Source organism: Nitrospirillum amazonense (assembly GCF_007828045.1).
GTDB classification, from domain to species: Bacteria; Pseudomonadota; Alphaproteobacteria; order Azospirillales; family Azospirillaceae; genus Nitrospirillum; species Nitrospirillum amazonense_C.
The window spans coordinates 16,699-31,794 of record NZ_VITN01000034.1 but is presented as its reverse complement, the minus strand read 5'-3'; the positions used below and the strand labels follow the sequence as shown (position 1 = coordinate 31,794).

Sequence of the window (15,096 nt, the reverse complement as noted above, 5' to 3'; positions counted from 1 at the left end):
GCGCGAACCCCACCTGCGCCTCACGCGCAGGGCTAGCCGCCGCACACCCCGGCCATGGCGCGGTCCAGCGCGATGGCATCCAGCGTGCCCGCCGGCAGTTGGCGACGATAGAGATAATCGTTCACCGCCGCCGCCACCTCCGCCCGGCAGGTTTTCCGTGCGCGCAAAGGGGCCACGCCCGGCAGGGCAGCCATCAGCGCCTTCTGCGCCGTGTCCAATTGCGGACGCACATCACGCACCAGGTCGATGGGCGCATGGTCCGGCGCCGACCCGCTCCGCGCCCAGTCCGCGATCAAGCCGTATTGCACCAGCTTGTTGGCCTCGATCTGCGCACGGAAGACACTGGCCACCCAGATGCGCTCCAGCCCCTGGCCTTCGCCCTGGGAAACGGCGCTCATGATCACCACCGCCTCGCGTCCGCCATCCTCCACCGCGGCACCACTGTCCCACTTCGACAATGCCACCTGATGGGCCAATGCCAGACGATCGGCCGAAGCCTCGACCACGGCCCGCAGGCTGTCAGCCGTGTCCGCCGGCGGCGCGGCCCTACCCGGGGAAGCCATGCCGATAACAGCCATACCCAGGGCGACACGGGCCAAGAGACGCCAGCGAACCATCAGCGACCATCCATTCCGGTAAAGCAACGATCTATACAGGCCGGGACTGCACCATTCCCACCCAAGCCGTCCCCGCCCGGTGGGAACAGAAGGCAGCGGTCGTTGGACGCGACGATCATGGTCCCCCTCTCAAGGCTTGGGCGGGCTCTCCCGCCTAAGACTGGCGTGGGGACGGGTGCGGAGACAAGCGGAATCCCGGACCTTGAGGAACCTTTCCCATGGTCCGTCGTTGCCTGAAGGCGTCGCCCGTAAGCCCGGGTAGCGGAGCACCGACTGGAAGGATAAGAGTCATGGATGGTATTGTGATTGTCCGGCACAGCTGGATCGTGACATGCGACGGCGCGAAGATGCTGGTCCTGCGCAACGATGGCGACGCCCAAGCCCTGAACCTGACCGTCCAGCACACGGAGACGCGGCCGACCACCCCCACCCGCGAGTTGGGCACCGACCGGCCTGGGCGCTTCGGCATGGGCACCGTGCGCAGCGCCACCGAGGAAACCGACTGGCAGGAACAGGCGGAGGCGGAATTCCTGGCCCACGTGGCCCAGCATCTGGATGCCATGGTGCAGGCCGGCACGGTCGGCCGCATGGTGCTGGCCGCCCCGCCGCGCGCCCTGGGTATCCTGCGCAAGCATCTGACCCCGGCGACCCGTGAGGTCCTCGTGGCTGAGGTGGCCAAGGACCTGACCAACCTGCCGGTGCCGGAAATCCAGCAATTGCTGGCCGCCTAACCACGAGGCCGGCAACCGCCATCGTTGTCAGACGGCCCCGCCCTTGGCAGGATGCCCGCCTCAAACGCGGGGAGGCAGGGCATGAGGCGCATTGGCGCGGTGGAACTGGGCGGCACCAAGGCCGTCGTGGGCGCGGCCGTCATGGACGGCACCGCCCGGCCCCAATCCATCGAAACCGTTCGCATCCCGACCACCACGCCGGAGGAAACGCTGACACGCTGCGTCGAAACGCTGCGCGCGCTGGGCGGGCGCATGGGCGGCCTGGACGCCGTGGGGGTCGCCAGCTTCGGGCCCCTGCAACTGGATCCCCACCGCCCGGAATACGGCAGCATCACCCGTACGCCCAAGCCGGGCTGGAGCGGCGCGCCGGTGCGCGACCACCTGGCGAACGCGCTTGGACACTTGAAGGAGGGGGGCGTCCCCGTCGCGATCGACACCGACGTCAACGGCGCCGCCGTGGGCGAGGGCCGCTGGGGCGCGGCGCAGGGCCTGGACAGCCATGTCTACGTGACCGTGGGCACCGGCATCGGGGTGGGCGTGGTGGTGGGTGGCCGGCCGCAGCACGGCCTGGTGCATCCCGAGGGCGGCCATCTGCTGGTGCGCCGCGACCCGGCCCGCGACGCTTACGGCGGCCATTGCCCCTATCACGGCGATTGCCTGGAGGGTCTCGCCTGCGGCCCGGCCATCGAGGCGCGCGTGGGCCGGCCGGCCACGGAGCTGGCCGACGACCATCCCGTCTGGGACCTGGTGGGCGACTATCTGGGCCAGATGGCGGCCAACCTGCTGTTCGCCCTGTCGCCCCAGCGCATCGTCATCGGCGGCGGCGTGGGCGGACGGCCCGGCCTGTTGGACCGCGTCCGCCACCATGCCCAACGCCACATCGGCGGCTACATCGACCACCCCGCCCTGACCGAAGGCTTGGCCGGCTTCATCGTGCCGCCCGGCCTGGGGGCGGAGGCGGGCCTGGCCGGCGCCCTGGCCCTGGGGTGGGACGCGCCGTGACCGTCGGCAATCCAGACCCGCTGTTGTATGGTCCGCTGGTTGAACTGTCAGGATCGGGACATGGCTGATAAGCCGGCGGCAACGGCCGCGACGCAGGAAGGCCAGGCCAGGGCCAAGATGGGCGCGGTCAAGATGGACGACATCGCGCGCATGGCCGGTGTTTCCAAATCGACCGTATCACGCGCCCTGTCCGGCAGCCCGCTGGTGAATGAGGAGACGCGGGCCCGTATCCAGGCCCTGGTGGAGTCCCACTCCTACCGGGTCGATACGCGGGCGCAGGGTTTGCGCAAGGGGCACACGCACACCATCGCCGTGGTCATCCCCCTGCTGCACGAACATGACCAGCCCATTTCCGATCCATTCTTCCTGGAATTGCTGGGCCATATCGCCGACGCCGTTGCCGACCACGGCTATGATCTTCTGCTGTCCAAGATCGGTCCCGGACGGACGGACGGCATGGCCGACCTGGTCGACACGGGGCGGGTGGACGGGCTGATCGCCATTGGCCAGAGCACCGCCCACCTGGGGCTGGAGCGGCTGGCCGCCCGCGGCATGCCGCTGGTGGTCTGGGGCGCCCAGCTGCCCGAGCAGCATTATGTGACCGTCGGATCCGATAACCGGGCGGGGGCGGAGCGTGCCGTGGCCCACCTGATCGCCCAGGAACGGCGGCGCATCGTGTTCTTGGGTCAGCGGACGGTGCCGGAAATCCGCCTGCGCCATGAGGGGTATGTCGCGGCCTTGGCCGCCGCCGGCATCGAACCCGATCCGGCACTGGACGTGCCCACGCGCTTCGCCAGTGCCGCGGCGCTGACGGCGATGCGCAGCCTGATCTGCGGCGGCGCGTCCTTCGACGCGGTGTTCGCCTGTTCCGACGTCATCGCCATCAGCGCCATCCGCGCCCTGCAGGACCAGGGCCTGAAGGTGCCCGAGGACGTGGCCGTGGTCGGCTATGACGACATCCAGATGGCCGCCTTCTACAATCCGGCCCTGACCACCGTGCGCCAGGATACCGCCACCGGCGGCCGCTTGCTGGTGGACCTGCTGTTCGCCCAAATCGCCGGCCGCACCGCCCGCTCGGTCATGCTGCCGACCGAGCTGGTGGTGCGGGCCAGCAGCGGGGCCGCCCTCAGCGGAACCACCACACCAGGATCGCGGTGAGGCCCACCAGGCCCAGCGACAGCACGCGATAGTTCATCCACAGCGGCTGCCCCGCCAGGGTGGCGGTCTCCGCCCGGAAAACGGCCGGCGTCCACACCAGAGCCGCGCCCTCTGTCGATTGGCCGGCACCCGGCTTACCGTCGCCGGTCGCCAGGCTGACCACCACCAGGATGAAGGCGGAGGCCAGCACCAGCATGGGCGCCATCAGCAGGAAATGCGGGCCGCCATGGCCCAGCACCACGCAATAGACGAACAGGCCCAGGCCCAGGGCCAGCCCGCCGGCGAAGGCGGCGAAGGCCCCCGTGGCGTTGGCGCGCGCCCAGAACAACCCCACCAGGAACAGGGCCACCACCGGGGGCACGGCGTAGGCGAGGATAGCCTGGAGGTATTGCCACAAGGAACCGAAGCGGGCGATCTGCGGCGCCCACAGCACAGCCAGCCCCATGAATGCCAGGGTGGCCAGGCGCCCGGTGGTCACCAGCCGCTTCTCCCCCAGGTGGGGCCAGCGCAGGCGCACGAAATCCATGGTCACCAGGGTGGAGGCGGAATTGAAGGTGGAGGCGGTGGCCGACATGATGGCCGCGAGGAAGCCCGCCACCACCAGGCCGACCACGCCGGCCGGCAGCAGCTTGAACACCAGCGAGGGGTATACCAGGTCGCCGCGCGGCAGGCCCGGGAACAACAGCAAGGCGGCGGTGCCGGGCAGCACCATCAGGAACAGCACCGGCAGTTTCAGGAGGCCGGCGAACAGGCAGCCCCAGCGGCCATGGTCGATGCTCTTGGCCGACAGCACGCGCTGCACCATGAACTGGTTGGTGCACCAGAAATAAAATCCGATGAGCGGCACACCGGTAACCAGGCCTGTCCAGGGCAGCACCGGGTCGCCGGCCGGGCGGATGAGGCTCAACATCTCAGGCTTGGTGGCGGCCATCACCGCATCCCAGCCGCCAGCCTGGCTGAAGGCCATGACGGCGATGACGGCAGCGGCGGTCAGCAACAGCACCGCCTGGATGGTCTCCGTCACCATGACCGCCGCCAGGCCGCCGGCCGTGGTGTAGATGCCGGCGCCCAGGGCCAGCAGCAGCACGATGACGCCCATGGGCACAGCCGGGAAGGCCAGCTGGAACATCAACGCCCCGCCGTATAGCGTGCCGGCCGTGTCCACCGCGATGTTCAGGAACAGGGTCAGGCCAGAGAACAGCAGGCGCGAGCGCCGGTCATAGCGCCGTTCCAGGAATTCCGGCGTGGTGTAGACGCCCGTCTTCAGCAGGAAGGGCAAGAGGAAGATGCAGAAGAACACCAGGACGATGCCGGCCATCCATTCATAGTCGAAGACGGCGATGCCGTGGTCGTAGGCGGCGCCCGCCAGGCCGATCAGCGTGGTGCTGGAGATGTTGGAGGCCAGCAGCGCCAGGCCGATGACGGGCCAGGTCTTGGACTTGTGGGCCAGGAAATAGTCCGACGCCGTGCGCTGGCGCCGGCTGACCGCCAGACCGATGGCGATGATGACCACGACATACACCAGGATGATCGCCACATCCCAGGACCCCAGCGGACTGCCGCCGTTCATCCCGTCCTCCCTCATATTTTGCTTGTCTTTCGGTCCCGGGCCAAACCCGGGCTGGGCGCACCTTGACGCCGCCGCGACCAAATTGCAATCGGTTGTATTTGTCGCAGCCGCCCCTGGACGCGCCTTCAGCCGGCCTCCGGAAGGAAACAGCCTGATATTGCTGGATTCCTCTTGCTTAACTTTCTTATCCGGCGCCCCGATCTCTTAAAAATTGTGCAGACCTGCGCGGAAATGATATTGCAATCGGTTGTAATGTATGCTTGGGTAACGGCGTTCGAGGCGGCCGGGGAGGTCGCCCCCAAAACGACAATCAAAAAAGAACGAACGAGGGAGATCACCATGAAGCGCCGTTTGGCCCGCGCCCTGATGTTGGGCGCCGCCTTCACCGCCACGCCTGTCTTGTTCACCGCCGCCTTGGCGGCCGAAGATCCTGCCACGAGCCCGGCCCAGCAGGGGCTGGACTTTGATGAGATCGTCATCACCGGCACCGCCCTGCCGCAGTCAAAGTTCAACACCAGCGTCTCGGTCAGCACGCTGAATCCGGACCAGATCGCCCAGTCCGCGCCCAGCAGCGCCGCCGACATCCTGCGCAACATCCCCGGCTTCCGGGCCGAGGCGTCGGGCGGTGAGGGCAACGCCAACATCGCCGTGCGCGGTCTGCCGGTGGCCTCGGGCGGCGCCAAGTTCCTGCAGTTGCAGGAAGACGGCCTGCCCATCATGCAGTTCGGCGACATCGCCTTCGGCACCGCCGACACCTATCTGCGCGCCGACTACAACGTCGCGCGGGTGGAAGCCATCCGCGGCGGCTCCGCCTCCACCTTCGCCAGCAACGCGCCGGGCGGCGTCATCAACTTCGTCAGCGACACGGGCGAGAAGGAGGGCGGCGCCATCGGCCTGACCCGCGGCCTGGACTATAACGAGACGCGGGCCGACTTCGCCTATGGCGGCCCCATCGCGCCCGGCTGGCGCTTCCATGTCGGCGGCTATTACCATACTGGCGAGGGCCCGCGTTCCGTCGGCTATGACGACGCCATGAACGGCGGCCAGGTGAAGGCCAACGTCACCCACGACATGGAAAAAGGCTTCATCCGCCTGGACTTCAAATACCTGAACGACCGCTCCCCCGTTTACCTGCCGGTGCCGCTGGCCATTTCCGGCAGCGGCAGCAACCCGCACATCTCCTCCTTACCCGGGTTCGACGCGCTGAGCGGCGCCTTCCAGTCACCCTACTTCCGCAAGGACTTGACGCTGGACGCCAATGGTAACCGCCTGACCACCAACATCGGCGACGGCTACCACCCCGTCAGCACCGCGTTCGGCGGCCAAGCGCAGTTCGAGGTGGCGCCCGGCTGGACGCTGGATGACAAGTTCCGCGTGGCCGACAACACCGGCGACTTCGTCGGCCCCTACCCGCAGGAGGTGGACCGCGCCTCCGTCCTGGCGACAGAGATCGGCGGCACCGGGGCCACCCTGCAATACGCCAGCGGCCCCAACGCCGGCCAGACGGTCGGCGCCGCCAGCGTGGGCGGCAACGGCCTGGCATCCCGCATCGCCCTGTTCAACGTCAAGCTCAACGACCTGGGCACCTACAGCAACGACCTGAAGGTCACCAAGACGCTGGACACCCTGCCGTTGGGCAAGGGCGCCATCTCATTCGGCTATTACAAGGCCCGCCAGAACATCGACATGGACTGGCACTGGAACACCTATCTGGAAACCGTCAACGGCAAGGACGGTGTGCTGCTGAACGTGCTGAATTCCAGCGGCAAGGCCGTCACCTCAAACGGCCTGGTTGCCTATGGCGCGCCCTACTGGGGCAATTGCTGCTCGCGCAGCTATGACATGCACTATGACATCGACGCGCCCTACGCCGCGGTGAACTGGGCGTGGGACAAGCTGACGGTGGACGCCAGCCTACGCTACGACTACGGCCATGCCTCGGGCAGCTACGCCGGCCCCACGGGCACCACGTCCCTGGATGTGAACCAGGACGGCGTGCTGCAGGTGCCGGAGCTGACGGTGCCGGTGGTCAACCAGTCGGCGGCCAGCCCGGTCAATTACGACTGGCACTACATCTCCTATTCCGTTGGCGCCAACTACGCCATCGACCCCGACCTGGCCCTGTTCGTGCGGTACAGCGAGGGCGGTCGCGCCAACGCCGACCGCCTGGCCTTCGGCTCCATCAACCCCGACGGCTCCACCGCCTACCAGAACGCGGTGAACAAGGTGAAGCAGGCCGAGGGCGGCGTGAAATGGCGGTCGGACATCGGCCTCAGCGTCTTCCTCACCGGCTTCTACGCCAACACCGAGGAGGCCAACCAGGACGTGACCTCGCTGACCCAGCGCTTTATCTCCCGCGTCTATGACGCGGAGGGGGCGGAGCTGGAGGCCAGCTACCGCTATGGCGCCTTCCAGTTGGACGCCGGCGTCACCTACACCCATTCCCGCATCACCAAGGATGAGATCACCCCCAGCGACGTGGGCAACGTGCCCCAGCGCCAGGCCGATTTCGTCTACCAGATCACGCCGTCCTATTCGGGCAACGACTACAGCGTGGGTGTGAACATCATCGGCACCACCGACAGCTACGCCGACACCACCAACAAGCTGGTGATGCCCGGGTATGCCCAGGTCAACCTGTTCGCGACCTACAACCTGACCAACGACATCGTCTGGTCCTTCTCCGCCAACAACCTGTTCAACACCCTGGGCCTGACCGAGGTGGACGGCACCACCGACGCCGTGCCCAGCAACGGCATCCTGCTGGCGCGGTCCATCAACGGCCGCACCTTCAAGACCGGAGTCAAATACAGCTTCTGACCCTGTGCCGGCTGGCGGGCCCCACTTCCCTCCCCAGTGGGAACGCCCGTCGCGGGACCACCCGTCGCGGGCACCCCTCCCGCCAGCCGGCTTTTTTTGACATCGATCCTCCTGGGACTTTCACGGCATGACCTCTTCCGTCTTCAGCCGGGCCACGGGCCTGCATGATCGCCTCGACCGGCATTGGCCGGTGGCCGACGCCCTGCTGCGGCGCCTGTACGGCGAGGTCCCGGCGCTGGAGGGCTGGCTGAGCCAGGTTCGTGAGGCCGTGATCCGGGCGGCGCGCAACCGGCCGGCGGCCCTGACCGACCTGGACGCGCGACGGCAGGCGGAGCCCGACTGGTTCCAGCGTCCGAACCAGTTGGGCTATTGCTTCTATGTCGATCGCTTCGCCGGCACCCTCGCCGGGGTGCGGCGGCGGCTGGACTATCTGGCGGAGCTTGGGGTGACCTACCTGCACCCCCTGCCCCTGCTGGCCATGCAATCCGGCGACAACGACGGCGGCTTCGCCGTGGCCGATTATCGCTCGGTGGAGCCCCGCCTGGGCACGGCGGAGGATTTGAGGGCGTTGGCCGAGGACGCCCACCAGGCCGGCATGGCCCTGTGCCTGGACGTGGTGTGCAACCATACCGCCCGCGACCATGCCTGGGCCCAAGCCGCGCGGGCGGGCGATCCCGTCTATCGCGCCTATTACCACGTGCTGGACAACGCGGACGAGGTCGCCGCTTATGAGGCCACGCTGGGCCAAGTCTTCCCCAAGACGGCGCCGGGCAATTTCACCCCCGAACCGTCGCTGGCCCGCGATGGCGGCGGCACCTGGGTGTGGACCACCTTCTACCCCTATCAATGGGACCTGAATTACGCCAACCCGGCCGTGTTCCTGGAAATGCTGGAGGTGTTGCTGCATCTGGCCAACCAGGGCGTCGATGTCTTCCGCCTGGACAGCACGCCCTTCCTATGGAAGGCGCCGGGCACGTCCTGCCGGGGGTTGCCGCAGACCCACTGGATCGTGCAGGCCTGGCGGGCGCTGCTGGCCATCGCGGCGCCGGGCGTGCTGCTGAAGGGCGAGGCCATCGTCGACCCGGACGATGTGGTGTCCTTCTTCGGTCGGGACGAGGCCACCGGGCAGCCGGCCGCCAACGAATGCCACCTGGCCTACAACAACGGCATGATGACGGCCCTGTGGCTGGCCCAGGCCACCGGTGACGCGGCCCCCGCCCACGCCCTGCTGGACCGGCTGGCCGGGCGGCCGCGGCAGGCGGCCTGGATCACCTACGTCCGCTGCCATGACGACATCATCTGGGACGCGCTGGCCGCCCTGATACCGGCGGAAACGCTGCACCGGGTTTCCGCCTTCTATGCCGGCGCCCTGCCGGGCAGCTACGCCCTGGGCGCCGCCTTCCAGGCGGATGGCGGCGGCGCGCCCAGCACCAACGGCATGGCGGCCTCGCTGGTGGGCTTGCGGCCGGAGGGGCGCCCCGGCGACGCGGACACGGACGCGCCATTGGCCCGCCTGCTGCAGCTGTATCAGGTGACCCTGGCGCTGGACGGCCTGCCGGTGCTGTATATGGGGGACGAGGTCGCGCTGACCAACGCGCCATTGGCCAGCATCCCCGCCGGCGAAGGCCGCTGGCTGCATCGGCCCGCCATGGATTGGGATCGGGCCGCTGGACGCGATGACGGTGCCACCGCCGCAGGCAGGTGCCATGCGGCGCTACGCCGGCTGATCGAGGTGCGTGCCGGCTTGCCCGCCTTGCACGGCGCGGAACCGGCACGCGCCCTGACCGGCTTGCCCAGCGGGGTGCTGGGCTTCCAGCGCGTCGGTTCCCGCCCGCTGCTGTGCCTGGCCAACCTGACGGGCGAAACGGTCACGCTATCGCTGCCGGCCGGTCCCCTCGGCCGGGATGTGGTGGCGGATGAGGACGCCGACCTGACGGCCCTGCCCCTTGGTCCATGGCAGGCACGCTGGATCAAGGTCCGGCCATGAAGCGCATTGGCGCGGTGGAACTGGGCGGCACCAAGGCCGTCGTTGGCGCGGCCGTCATGGACGGCACCGCCCGGCCCCAATCCATCGAAACCGTTCGCATCCCGACCACCACGCCGGAGGAGACGCTGACGCGCTGCGTCGAAACGCTGCGCGCGCTGGGCGGGCGCATGGGCGGCCTGGACGCCGTGGGGGTCGCCAGCTTCGGGCCCCTGCAACTGGATCCCCACCGCCCGGAATACGGCAGCATCACCCGTACGCCCAAGCCGGGCTGGAGCGGCGCGCCGGTGCGCGACCACCTGGCCAACGCGCTTGGACACTTGAAGGAGGGGGGCGTCCCCGTCGCGATCGACACCGACGTCAACGGCGCCGCCGTGGGCGAGGGCCGATGGGGCGCGGCGCAGGGCCTGGACAGCCATGTCTACGTGACCGTGGGCACCGGCATCGGGGTGGGCGTGGTGGTGGGTGGCCGGCCACAGCACGGCCTGGTGCATCCCGAGGGCGGCCACCTGCTGGTGCGCCGCGATCCGGCCCGCGACGCTTACGGCGGCCATTGCCCCTATCACGGCGATTGCCTGGAGGGTCTCGCCTGCGGCCCGGCCATCGAGGCGCGCGTGGGCCGGCCGGCCACGGACCTGGCCGACGACCATCCCGTCTGGGACCTGGTGGGCGACTATCTGGGCCAGATGGCGGCCAACCTGCTGTTCGCCCTGTCGCCCCAGCGCATCGTCATCGGCGGCGGCGTGGGCGGACGGCCCGGCCTGTTGGACCGCGTCCGCCACCATGCCCAACGCCACATCGGCGGCTACATCGACCACCCCGCCCTGACCGAAGGCTTGGCTGGCTTCATCGTGCCGCCCGGCCTGGGGGCGGAGGCGGGCCTGGCCGGCGCCCTGGCCCTGGGGTGGGACGCGGCCGGCCCCGCCCCCTCCTGAGTCGCTCCCTTATCAATACGCATCCACAGATTGTTCGAGAGACACGCTACAGGCGTAATCGCCTGCGCCCGTGGGTCACATCGTTAGGCGAGCTCGTCTAGCCAAAATGGGGGTAGGTGCGGTCATATCGCCGCACCGGAAAGTTATATAATTTTACCCATTGTGTTGCATTCTTGCGACGGACGCTTTGAACATAAACAGATCTGCGATGAAACCGTATTGACCCTGACCGTTTGGTCAACCTCCACTGATGACCAAACGGGCATCAATAACAATGGGGCTATCATGGGTCGGTTTACCGCATCATCGCATTTCTCCCGCGAAATGAGCCATTTGCGCATCTCCCTGATGCTAGGCGCTGCCATCGGCGCCATGGGCGCGGCGTCTGGAGCCCTGGCGCAGCAGATCGACGCCGCCGCTGCGGCACCCACGATGCAGGCACAGGTGGCGCAAGCCGCGCAGCAGCCGGACGATACTGGCACCGCCGCCACCGGGGCGCAGCAAACGACGTCCCTCAACGAAATCGTCATCACCGGGTCGCGTATCCGCCGGGCCAACTTCGATACCATGCAGCCGGCCGAGGTCCTGGGCTCGGACGAGATCGCCAAGCGCGGCTTCACAAATCTGGGCACGGCGTTGCAGGAATTGCCGGCCTTCAGCGTGCCGGCCAACGGCCCCGTAGGCGCCCAAGGTTCCTTCGGCGCCGGTCAGACCTTCGTCAACCTATATAATTTGGGGTCGCAGCGTACCCTGACCCTGGTGAACGGCCACCGCTTCGTTTCATCCGCCACCTCATCCATTTTCGGGGTCGTCGCCGGCAGCCCGGTGGACCTGTCGGCCATCCCCACGGCCATGGTTGACCGCACCGAGATCGTGGCCGTCGGCGGGGCGCCCATTTACGGCTCGGACGCCATCGCCGGTACCGTCAACGTCATCTTGAAGAAAGATTTCCAGGGCGCCGACGTCAATGTTGAGACCGGCCTGTCGGAGTATGGGGACTCCGCCGACTACAATGCATCCGCCGTGCTGGGCCGCAACTTCAATAACGGTCGCGGCAACATCACCATCGGGGTTCAGTACGACAAGCAGAACGGCCTGACGAACGAAGATCGCAGAGGCAGCGTCGGCGGCGCCGACACCTTCTTCGGAAGCGCCACCAGGGGCCACACCTATACGCAGCAGCTGTTCTCGGGTGGCCTACACTACAACGTCTTCACCAATACCGGCATGCCCATGGTAGCGGACGACGTGCCAATTTACGCGGGCCAGGTCTCCTCATCCATCACCAATCCGTCCGGCCAAGCCCTGTTCTTCGGCCCCAACGGCCAGTTGACGCCGTTCGTCAACGGCCAACTCACGGGCAGCGCCCTGTACCAGGCGGGTGGTAGCGGCTTCCCCATCAGCGACTACAGCAACCTGCAGGTGGAAAGTAACCGGGTGCAGGTGACGGCACTAAGCCACTACGACCTCACCGACCATGTGCGCTTCAACACCGAACTGTGGTATGGCCGCCTGCGCGCCGCCAACCTGCGCGACCAGCCCTTCTACAACACGGCCCTGTTCGGCGCCGCGGGCGACGCTAACGGCAACCTGGTCCTGAAGACCGACAATCCCTTTCTGAGCGCCGCCGACCGCCAGACCATCATCAACAACCTGGTGGCCGCCGACGCTGATCCCAGCACCTTCTACTTGGCCCGCGCCAATACCGATCTCGCCACCGGCGCCTTCCGCACCACGACCAACGTCTACCGCGTGGTGGCGGGGCTGGAGGGGGATTTCTCCGCGCTCAACCGCACCTTCAACTGGGACGTGACCGGCACCTACGGCAAATCGGAAACCTCGAATGAGGACCGGCAGGTGGTGACCCAGAACCTCTTCAACGCCCTCAACGCCGTGCGCGACAGCAGCGGTAACATCGTGTGCGCCCCCGGCTATACCAACGCCGCCATCGCCACCCTCAGCAGCACCTGCGCACCGCTAAACATCTTCGGCGTGAACCAGGCGAGCAAGGCGGCGACGGACTACATCACCGCCATCGCTCGGCCCAGCCAGGACAACGCGCAGTACGATGTTCTCGCTAACATCGGCGGCAGCATCGTCACCCTGCCGGCCGGCGATGCCAAATTTTCGCTGGGCTACGAATACCGGCGCGAGACGACAGCCTTCGACCCCGGAGCCTTCTATTACGGGCAGCCCAATGGCGACGGCACCCGTACCCAGTTCGGCAACAGCATCCCCATCGACCCGGTGGCGGGCGAGTACCACACCAACGAGGGCTTCGGGGAGGTGAACATCCCCGTGGTGGCGCCGGACATGAAGCTGCCGCTGGTCTATAGCCTGGAACTGCAGGGGGCGGCGCGCTTCGTCGACAACAGCCAGACCGGGACCTTCTGGTCCTACACCGGCGGCGGCACCTACCAGCCCATCCGCGACATCACCCTGCGCGGCAACTACACCCGGTCCTTCCGCGCCCCGGCCATCACCGAGGCCTACAGCCCCACGGGCCAGATCTACACCACCGCCGACGACCCCTGCGACCACCGCTACATCACTGGCGGCCCCAACCCGGCCAACCGTGCCGCCAACTGCGCCGCCGTCGGCATCACCCAGCCCTTCACGTCCGACATCGTGGACTTCACCAGCCCGGGCACCAGTTCCGGCAATCCGCACCTGCAAAACGAGATCGCCGATAGCTGGACGGTGGGTACCGTGCTGCGGCCCCGCTACACCCCTGGGCTGACACTGTCAGCCGACTATATCAGCATCGACATCACCAACGAGATCGCGCAGCTGAGCGCCACCGATCTGCTGAACGCCTGTTACGACGGCGCCCCCGGCAACGCGTTCTGCAGCACCTTCGTGCGCGATGGCAGCGGGCAGGTGACCTCGGTCGCCGAAGGCTACTACAACGCCGCCATCGAAAGCTTCAAGGCGCTGCAGGCGGAACTGGACTATGCCTTCAACCTTGAAGACATGGGCCTGCCCGCCAACTATGGCGCCATTGATTTCAGCGTCAATTACCTACACACCTTCAGCCACTATTACAAGATCGGCACCGGCGACAAACAGTATACGGTTGGCGCGGTTGGCGAGCCTCGCAACAACTTCACCGCCAATATCAACTATAAGAACGGTGGTTTCGATTTCCTATGGCAGACCCAATATTATAGTGAAGCTCGCATCAACGTGAATACACCGCTGTCCAACTACGAATACCCGACGATGGACGCGTACGTGATGTACAATGCGTCGGCGGGATATGAATTCGAAGGTGGTTACCGCGTGCGGCTGATCGTGGACAACGTGTTGAATTCCCACGTTCCCTTCCCGTCGGCCGGCTTCTATTCCGCTGCTTTACCCCGTTACTACAGTGCCGTCCTGGGACGGTACTATCGGCTCAGCGCTGGGTTCAAGTTCTGATCCCAAAAGGCGCCCGCCCCCGGTGTCCCCGGGGGCGGGCCCACAACCCATCACTGGTAGAGAGGAAGGGCCCGCCAAGGCACGGCCAACCGCACGCCGTAGGTCATGGGTGCCAAGCTTGATCCATCTCAGGGTGGACAAAAGGGGTTTGGAAGTACCATGCTGGGCAACACATCATTCGGGTTGCCGATCAACGGGCCTTCCACGCACAAAAGTAGCACCATGACATCCCGCCCCCTGTCCCCCCTGTCGGCTGTGCCGGCCGCCGCGCTGAGGTTCCTGGACCTCGGCCGGGTGCGGCGCATGCCGCGCGGATGGGCTTGGCTGGTGCTGGCGGCGGTGTTGCTGCGCGGGCTGATTCCGGTCGGCTATATGGTCAACACCGGTGGTGGGCCGGCACCCTTCATGCTTTGCCCCGGCGTGCATGACGTGCTGGATCGCGTCATGGCTCCCACGGACATGGCCGTGCCGGCCGCCTCCGTGGCGCACGCGCATCACCACCATCCCGATGCCGAACCGGGCGGCCTGCTGATGCCGCAGGGCCATGCCGGCCATCACGACCACCGGCCGGGCGGCGACCAGGACCACATGGGGCCCTGCGCCTTCGCCGCCTTGGCGGCGCTGGCCGTCCCGCTGCTGCTGCTGATCCTGGCCCTGCCGACGCGGCAGACGCGCCAAAGCTGGCGGCCCAGCACCCGGACCCGTCGTTTCACCTCGCGCCTGCCCGGCACGCCCGGCGCCCGCGCCCCACCCCTGGCCGCCTGAGCCCGGGGCACCCCGCGTTTCGGCGACCTTCCCACCCCGGGCATCCCGACATCGCCCGCCGTCCGGCCCCTTCCCGGGGCCGGCGACGGCACCC

Annotated in this window: 10 protein-coding genes; 8 read left to right on the top strand and 2 right to left on the bottom strand. The window is 67.5% G+C overall.

Annotated features, from left to right (window positions below; translation table 11 throughout):
* Positions 1-32: 32 nt before the first annotated feature.
* A complete protein-coding gene (locus tag FBZ89_RS28595) occupies positions 33-617 on the bottom strand; it encodes a chorismate mutase (protein WP_145754305.1) in 585 nt (194 codons plus the stop codon).
* A 290-nt stretch (positions 618-907) separates the two neighbouring features.
* Here FBZ89_RS28595 and FBZ89_RS28590 point away from each other — a divergent pair, with 290 nt between their 5' ends.
* The 3 genes from FBZ89_RS28590 to FBZ89_RS28580 all read left to right on the top strand — a co-directional run bounded on the left by FBZ89_RS28590 (position 908) and on the right by FBZ89_RS28580 (position 3,508).
* Positions 908-1,348 (top strand): baeRF12 domain-containing protein, encoded by a 441-nt coding sequence (locus FBZ89_RS28590; protein WP_145754303.1) that lies wholly within the window; start codon positions 908-910, stop codon positions 1,346-1,348.
* Positions 1,349-1,429: 81 nt separating this feature from the next.
* On the top strand, positions 1,430-2,350 hold the full coding sequence (locus FBZ89_RS28585; protein WP_145754302.1) for an ROK family protein: 921 nt from the start codon (positions 1,430-1,432) through the stop codon (positions 2,348-2,350).
* 60 nt (positions 2,351-2,410) lie between these two features.
* Positions 2,411-3,508, top strand: a complete 1,098-nt coding sequence (locus FBZ89_RS28580; RefSeq protein WP_145754300.1) for a LacI family DNA-binding transcriptional regulator — start codon at positions 2,411-2,413, stop codon at positions 3,506-3,508.
* On the opposite strand, the gene FBZ89_RS28575 is transcribed toward FBZ89_RS28580, so the two are convergent.
* A complete protein-coding gene (locus FBZ89_RS28575; RefSeq protein ID WP_145754298.1) occupies positions 3,477-5,078 on the bottom strand; it encodes a sodium:solute symporter in 1,602 nt (533 codons plus the stop codon). The two genes, FBZ89_RS28580 and FBZ89_RS28575, sit on opposite strands and share 32 nt — an antisense overlap.
* Before the next feature lie 339 nt (positions 5,079-5,417).
* Between FBZ89_RS28575 and FBZ89_RS28570 the strand changes: the two genes are divergently transcribed.
* From FBZ89_RS28570 to FBZ89_RS28550, 5 genes are all read left to right on the top strand, one after another.
* The gene (locus tag FBZ89_RS28570) at positions 5,418-7,898 is read left to right on the top strand and encodes a TonB-dependent receptor (RefSeq protein WP_145754297.1); all 2,481 of its coding nucleotides are present in this window, start codon (positions 5,418-5,420) and stop codon (positions 7,896-7,898) included.
* Between the two features lie 127 nt (positions 7,899-8,025).
* Positions 8,026-9,885: an alpha-amylase family glycosyl hydrolase gene (locus tag FBZ89_RS28565; RefSeq protein ID WP_145754296.1), complete on the top strand. Its 1,860-nt coding sequence runs from the start codon at positions 8,026-8,028 to the stop codon at positions 9,883-9,885.
* The gene (locus FBZ89_RS28560) at positions 9,882-10,817 is read left to right on the top strand and encodes an ROK family protein (RefSeq protein ID WP_145754294.1); all 936 of its coding nucleotides are present in this window, start codon (positions 9,882-9,884) and stop codon (positions 10,815-10,817) included. Before FBZ89_RS28565 ends, FBZ89_RS28560 begins: the two co-directional genes overlap by 4 nt.
* A 285-nt stretch (positions 10,818-11,102) precedes the next feature.
* A complete protein-coding gene (locus tag FBZ89_RS28555; RefSeq protein WP_145754292.1) occupies positions 11,103-14,237 on the top strand; it encodes a TonB-dependent receptor domain-containing protein in 3,135 nt (1,044 codons plus the stop codon).
* Between the two features lie 222 nt (positions 14,238-14,459).
* Positions 14,460-15,002: a hypothetical protein gene (locus FBZ89_RS28550; protein ID WP_145754291.1), complete on the top strand. Its 543-nt coding sequence runs from the start codon at positions 14,460-14,462 to the stop codon at positions 15,000-15,002.
* Positions 15,003-15,096: the final 94 nt, after the last annotated feature.

What these genes read in the sequence shown, in the direction of transcription:
- FBZ89_RS28595 (WP_145754305.1), bottom strand. Translation starts at nt 617, where the DNA reads ATGGTTCGCTGGCGTCTCTTGGCCCGTGTCGCCCTGGGTATGGCTGTT.
- FBZ89_RS28590 (WP_145754303.1), top strand. Translation starts at nt 908, where the DNA reads ATGGATGGTATTGTGATTGTCCGGCACAGCTGGATCGTGACATGCGAC.
- FBZ89_RS28585 (WP_145754302.1), top strand. Translation starts at nt 1,430, where the DNA reads ATGAGGCGCATTGGCGCGGTGGAACTGGGCGGCACCAAGGCCGTCGTG.
- FBZ89_RS28580 (WP_145754300.1), top strand. Translation starts at nt 2,411, where the DNA reads ATGGCTGATAAGCCGGCGGCAACGGCCGCGACGCAGGAAGGCCAGGCC.
- FBZ89_RS28575 (WP_145754298.1), bottom strand. Translation starts at nt 5,078, where the DNA reads ATGAACGGCGGCAGTCCGCTGGGGTCCTGGGATGTGGCGATCATCCTG.
- FBZ89_RS28570 (WP_145754297.1), top strand. Translation starts at nt 5,418, where the DNA reads ATGAAGCGCCGTTTGGCCCGCGCCCTGATGTTGGGCGCCGCCTTCACC.
- FBZ89_RS28565 (WP_145754296.1), top strand. Translation starts at nt 8,026, where the DNA reads ATGACCTCTTCCGTCTTCAGCCGGGCCACGGGCCTGCATGATCGCCTC.
- FBZ89_RS28560 (WP_145754294.1), top strand. Translation starts at nt 9,882, where the DNA reads ATGAAGCGCATTGGCGCGGTGGAACTGGGCGGCACCAAGGCCGTCGTT.
- FBZ89_RS28555 (WP_145754292.1), top strand. Translation starts at nt 11,103, where the DNA reads ATGGGTCGGTTTACCGCATCATCGCATTTCTCCCGCGAAATGAGCCAT.
- FBZ89_RS28550 (WP_145754291.1), top strand. Translation starts at nt 14,460, where the DNA reads ATGACATCCCGCCCCCTGTCCCCCCTGTCGGCTGTGCCGGCCGCCGCG.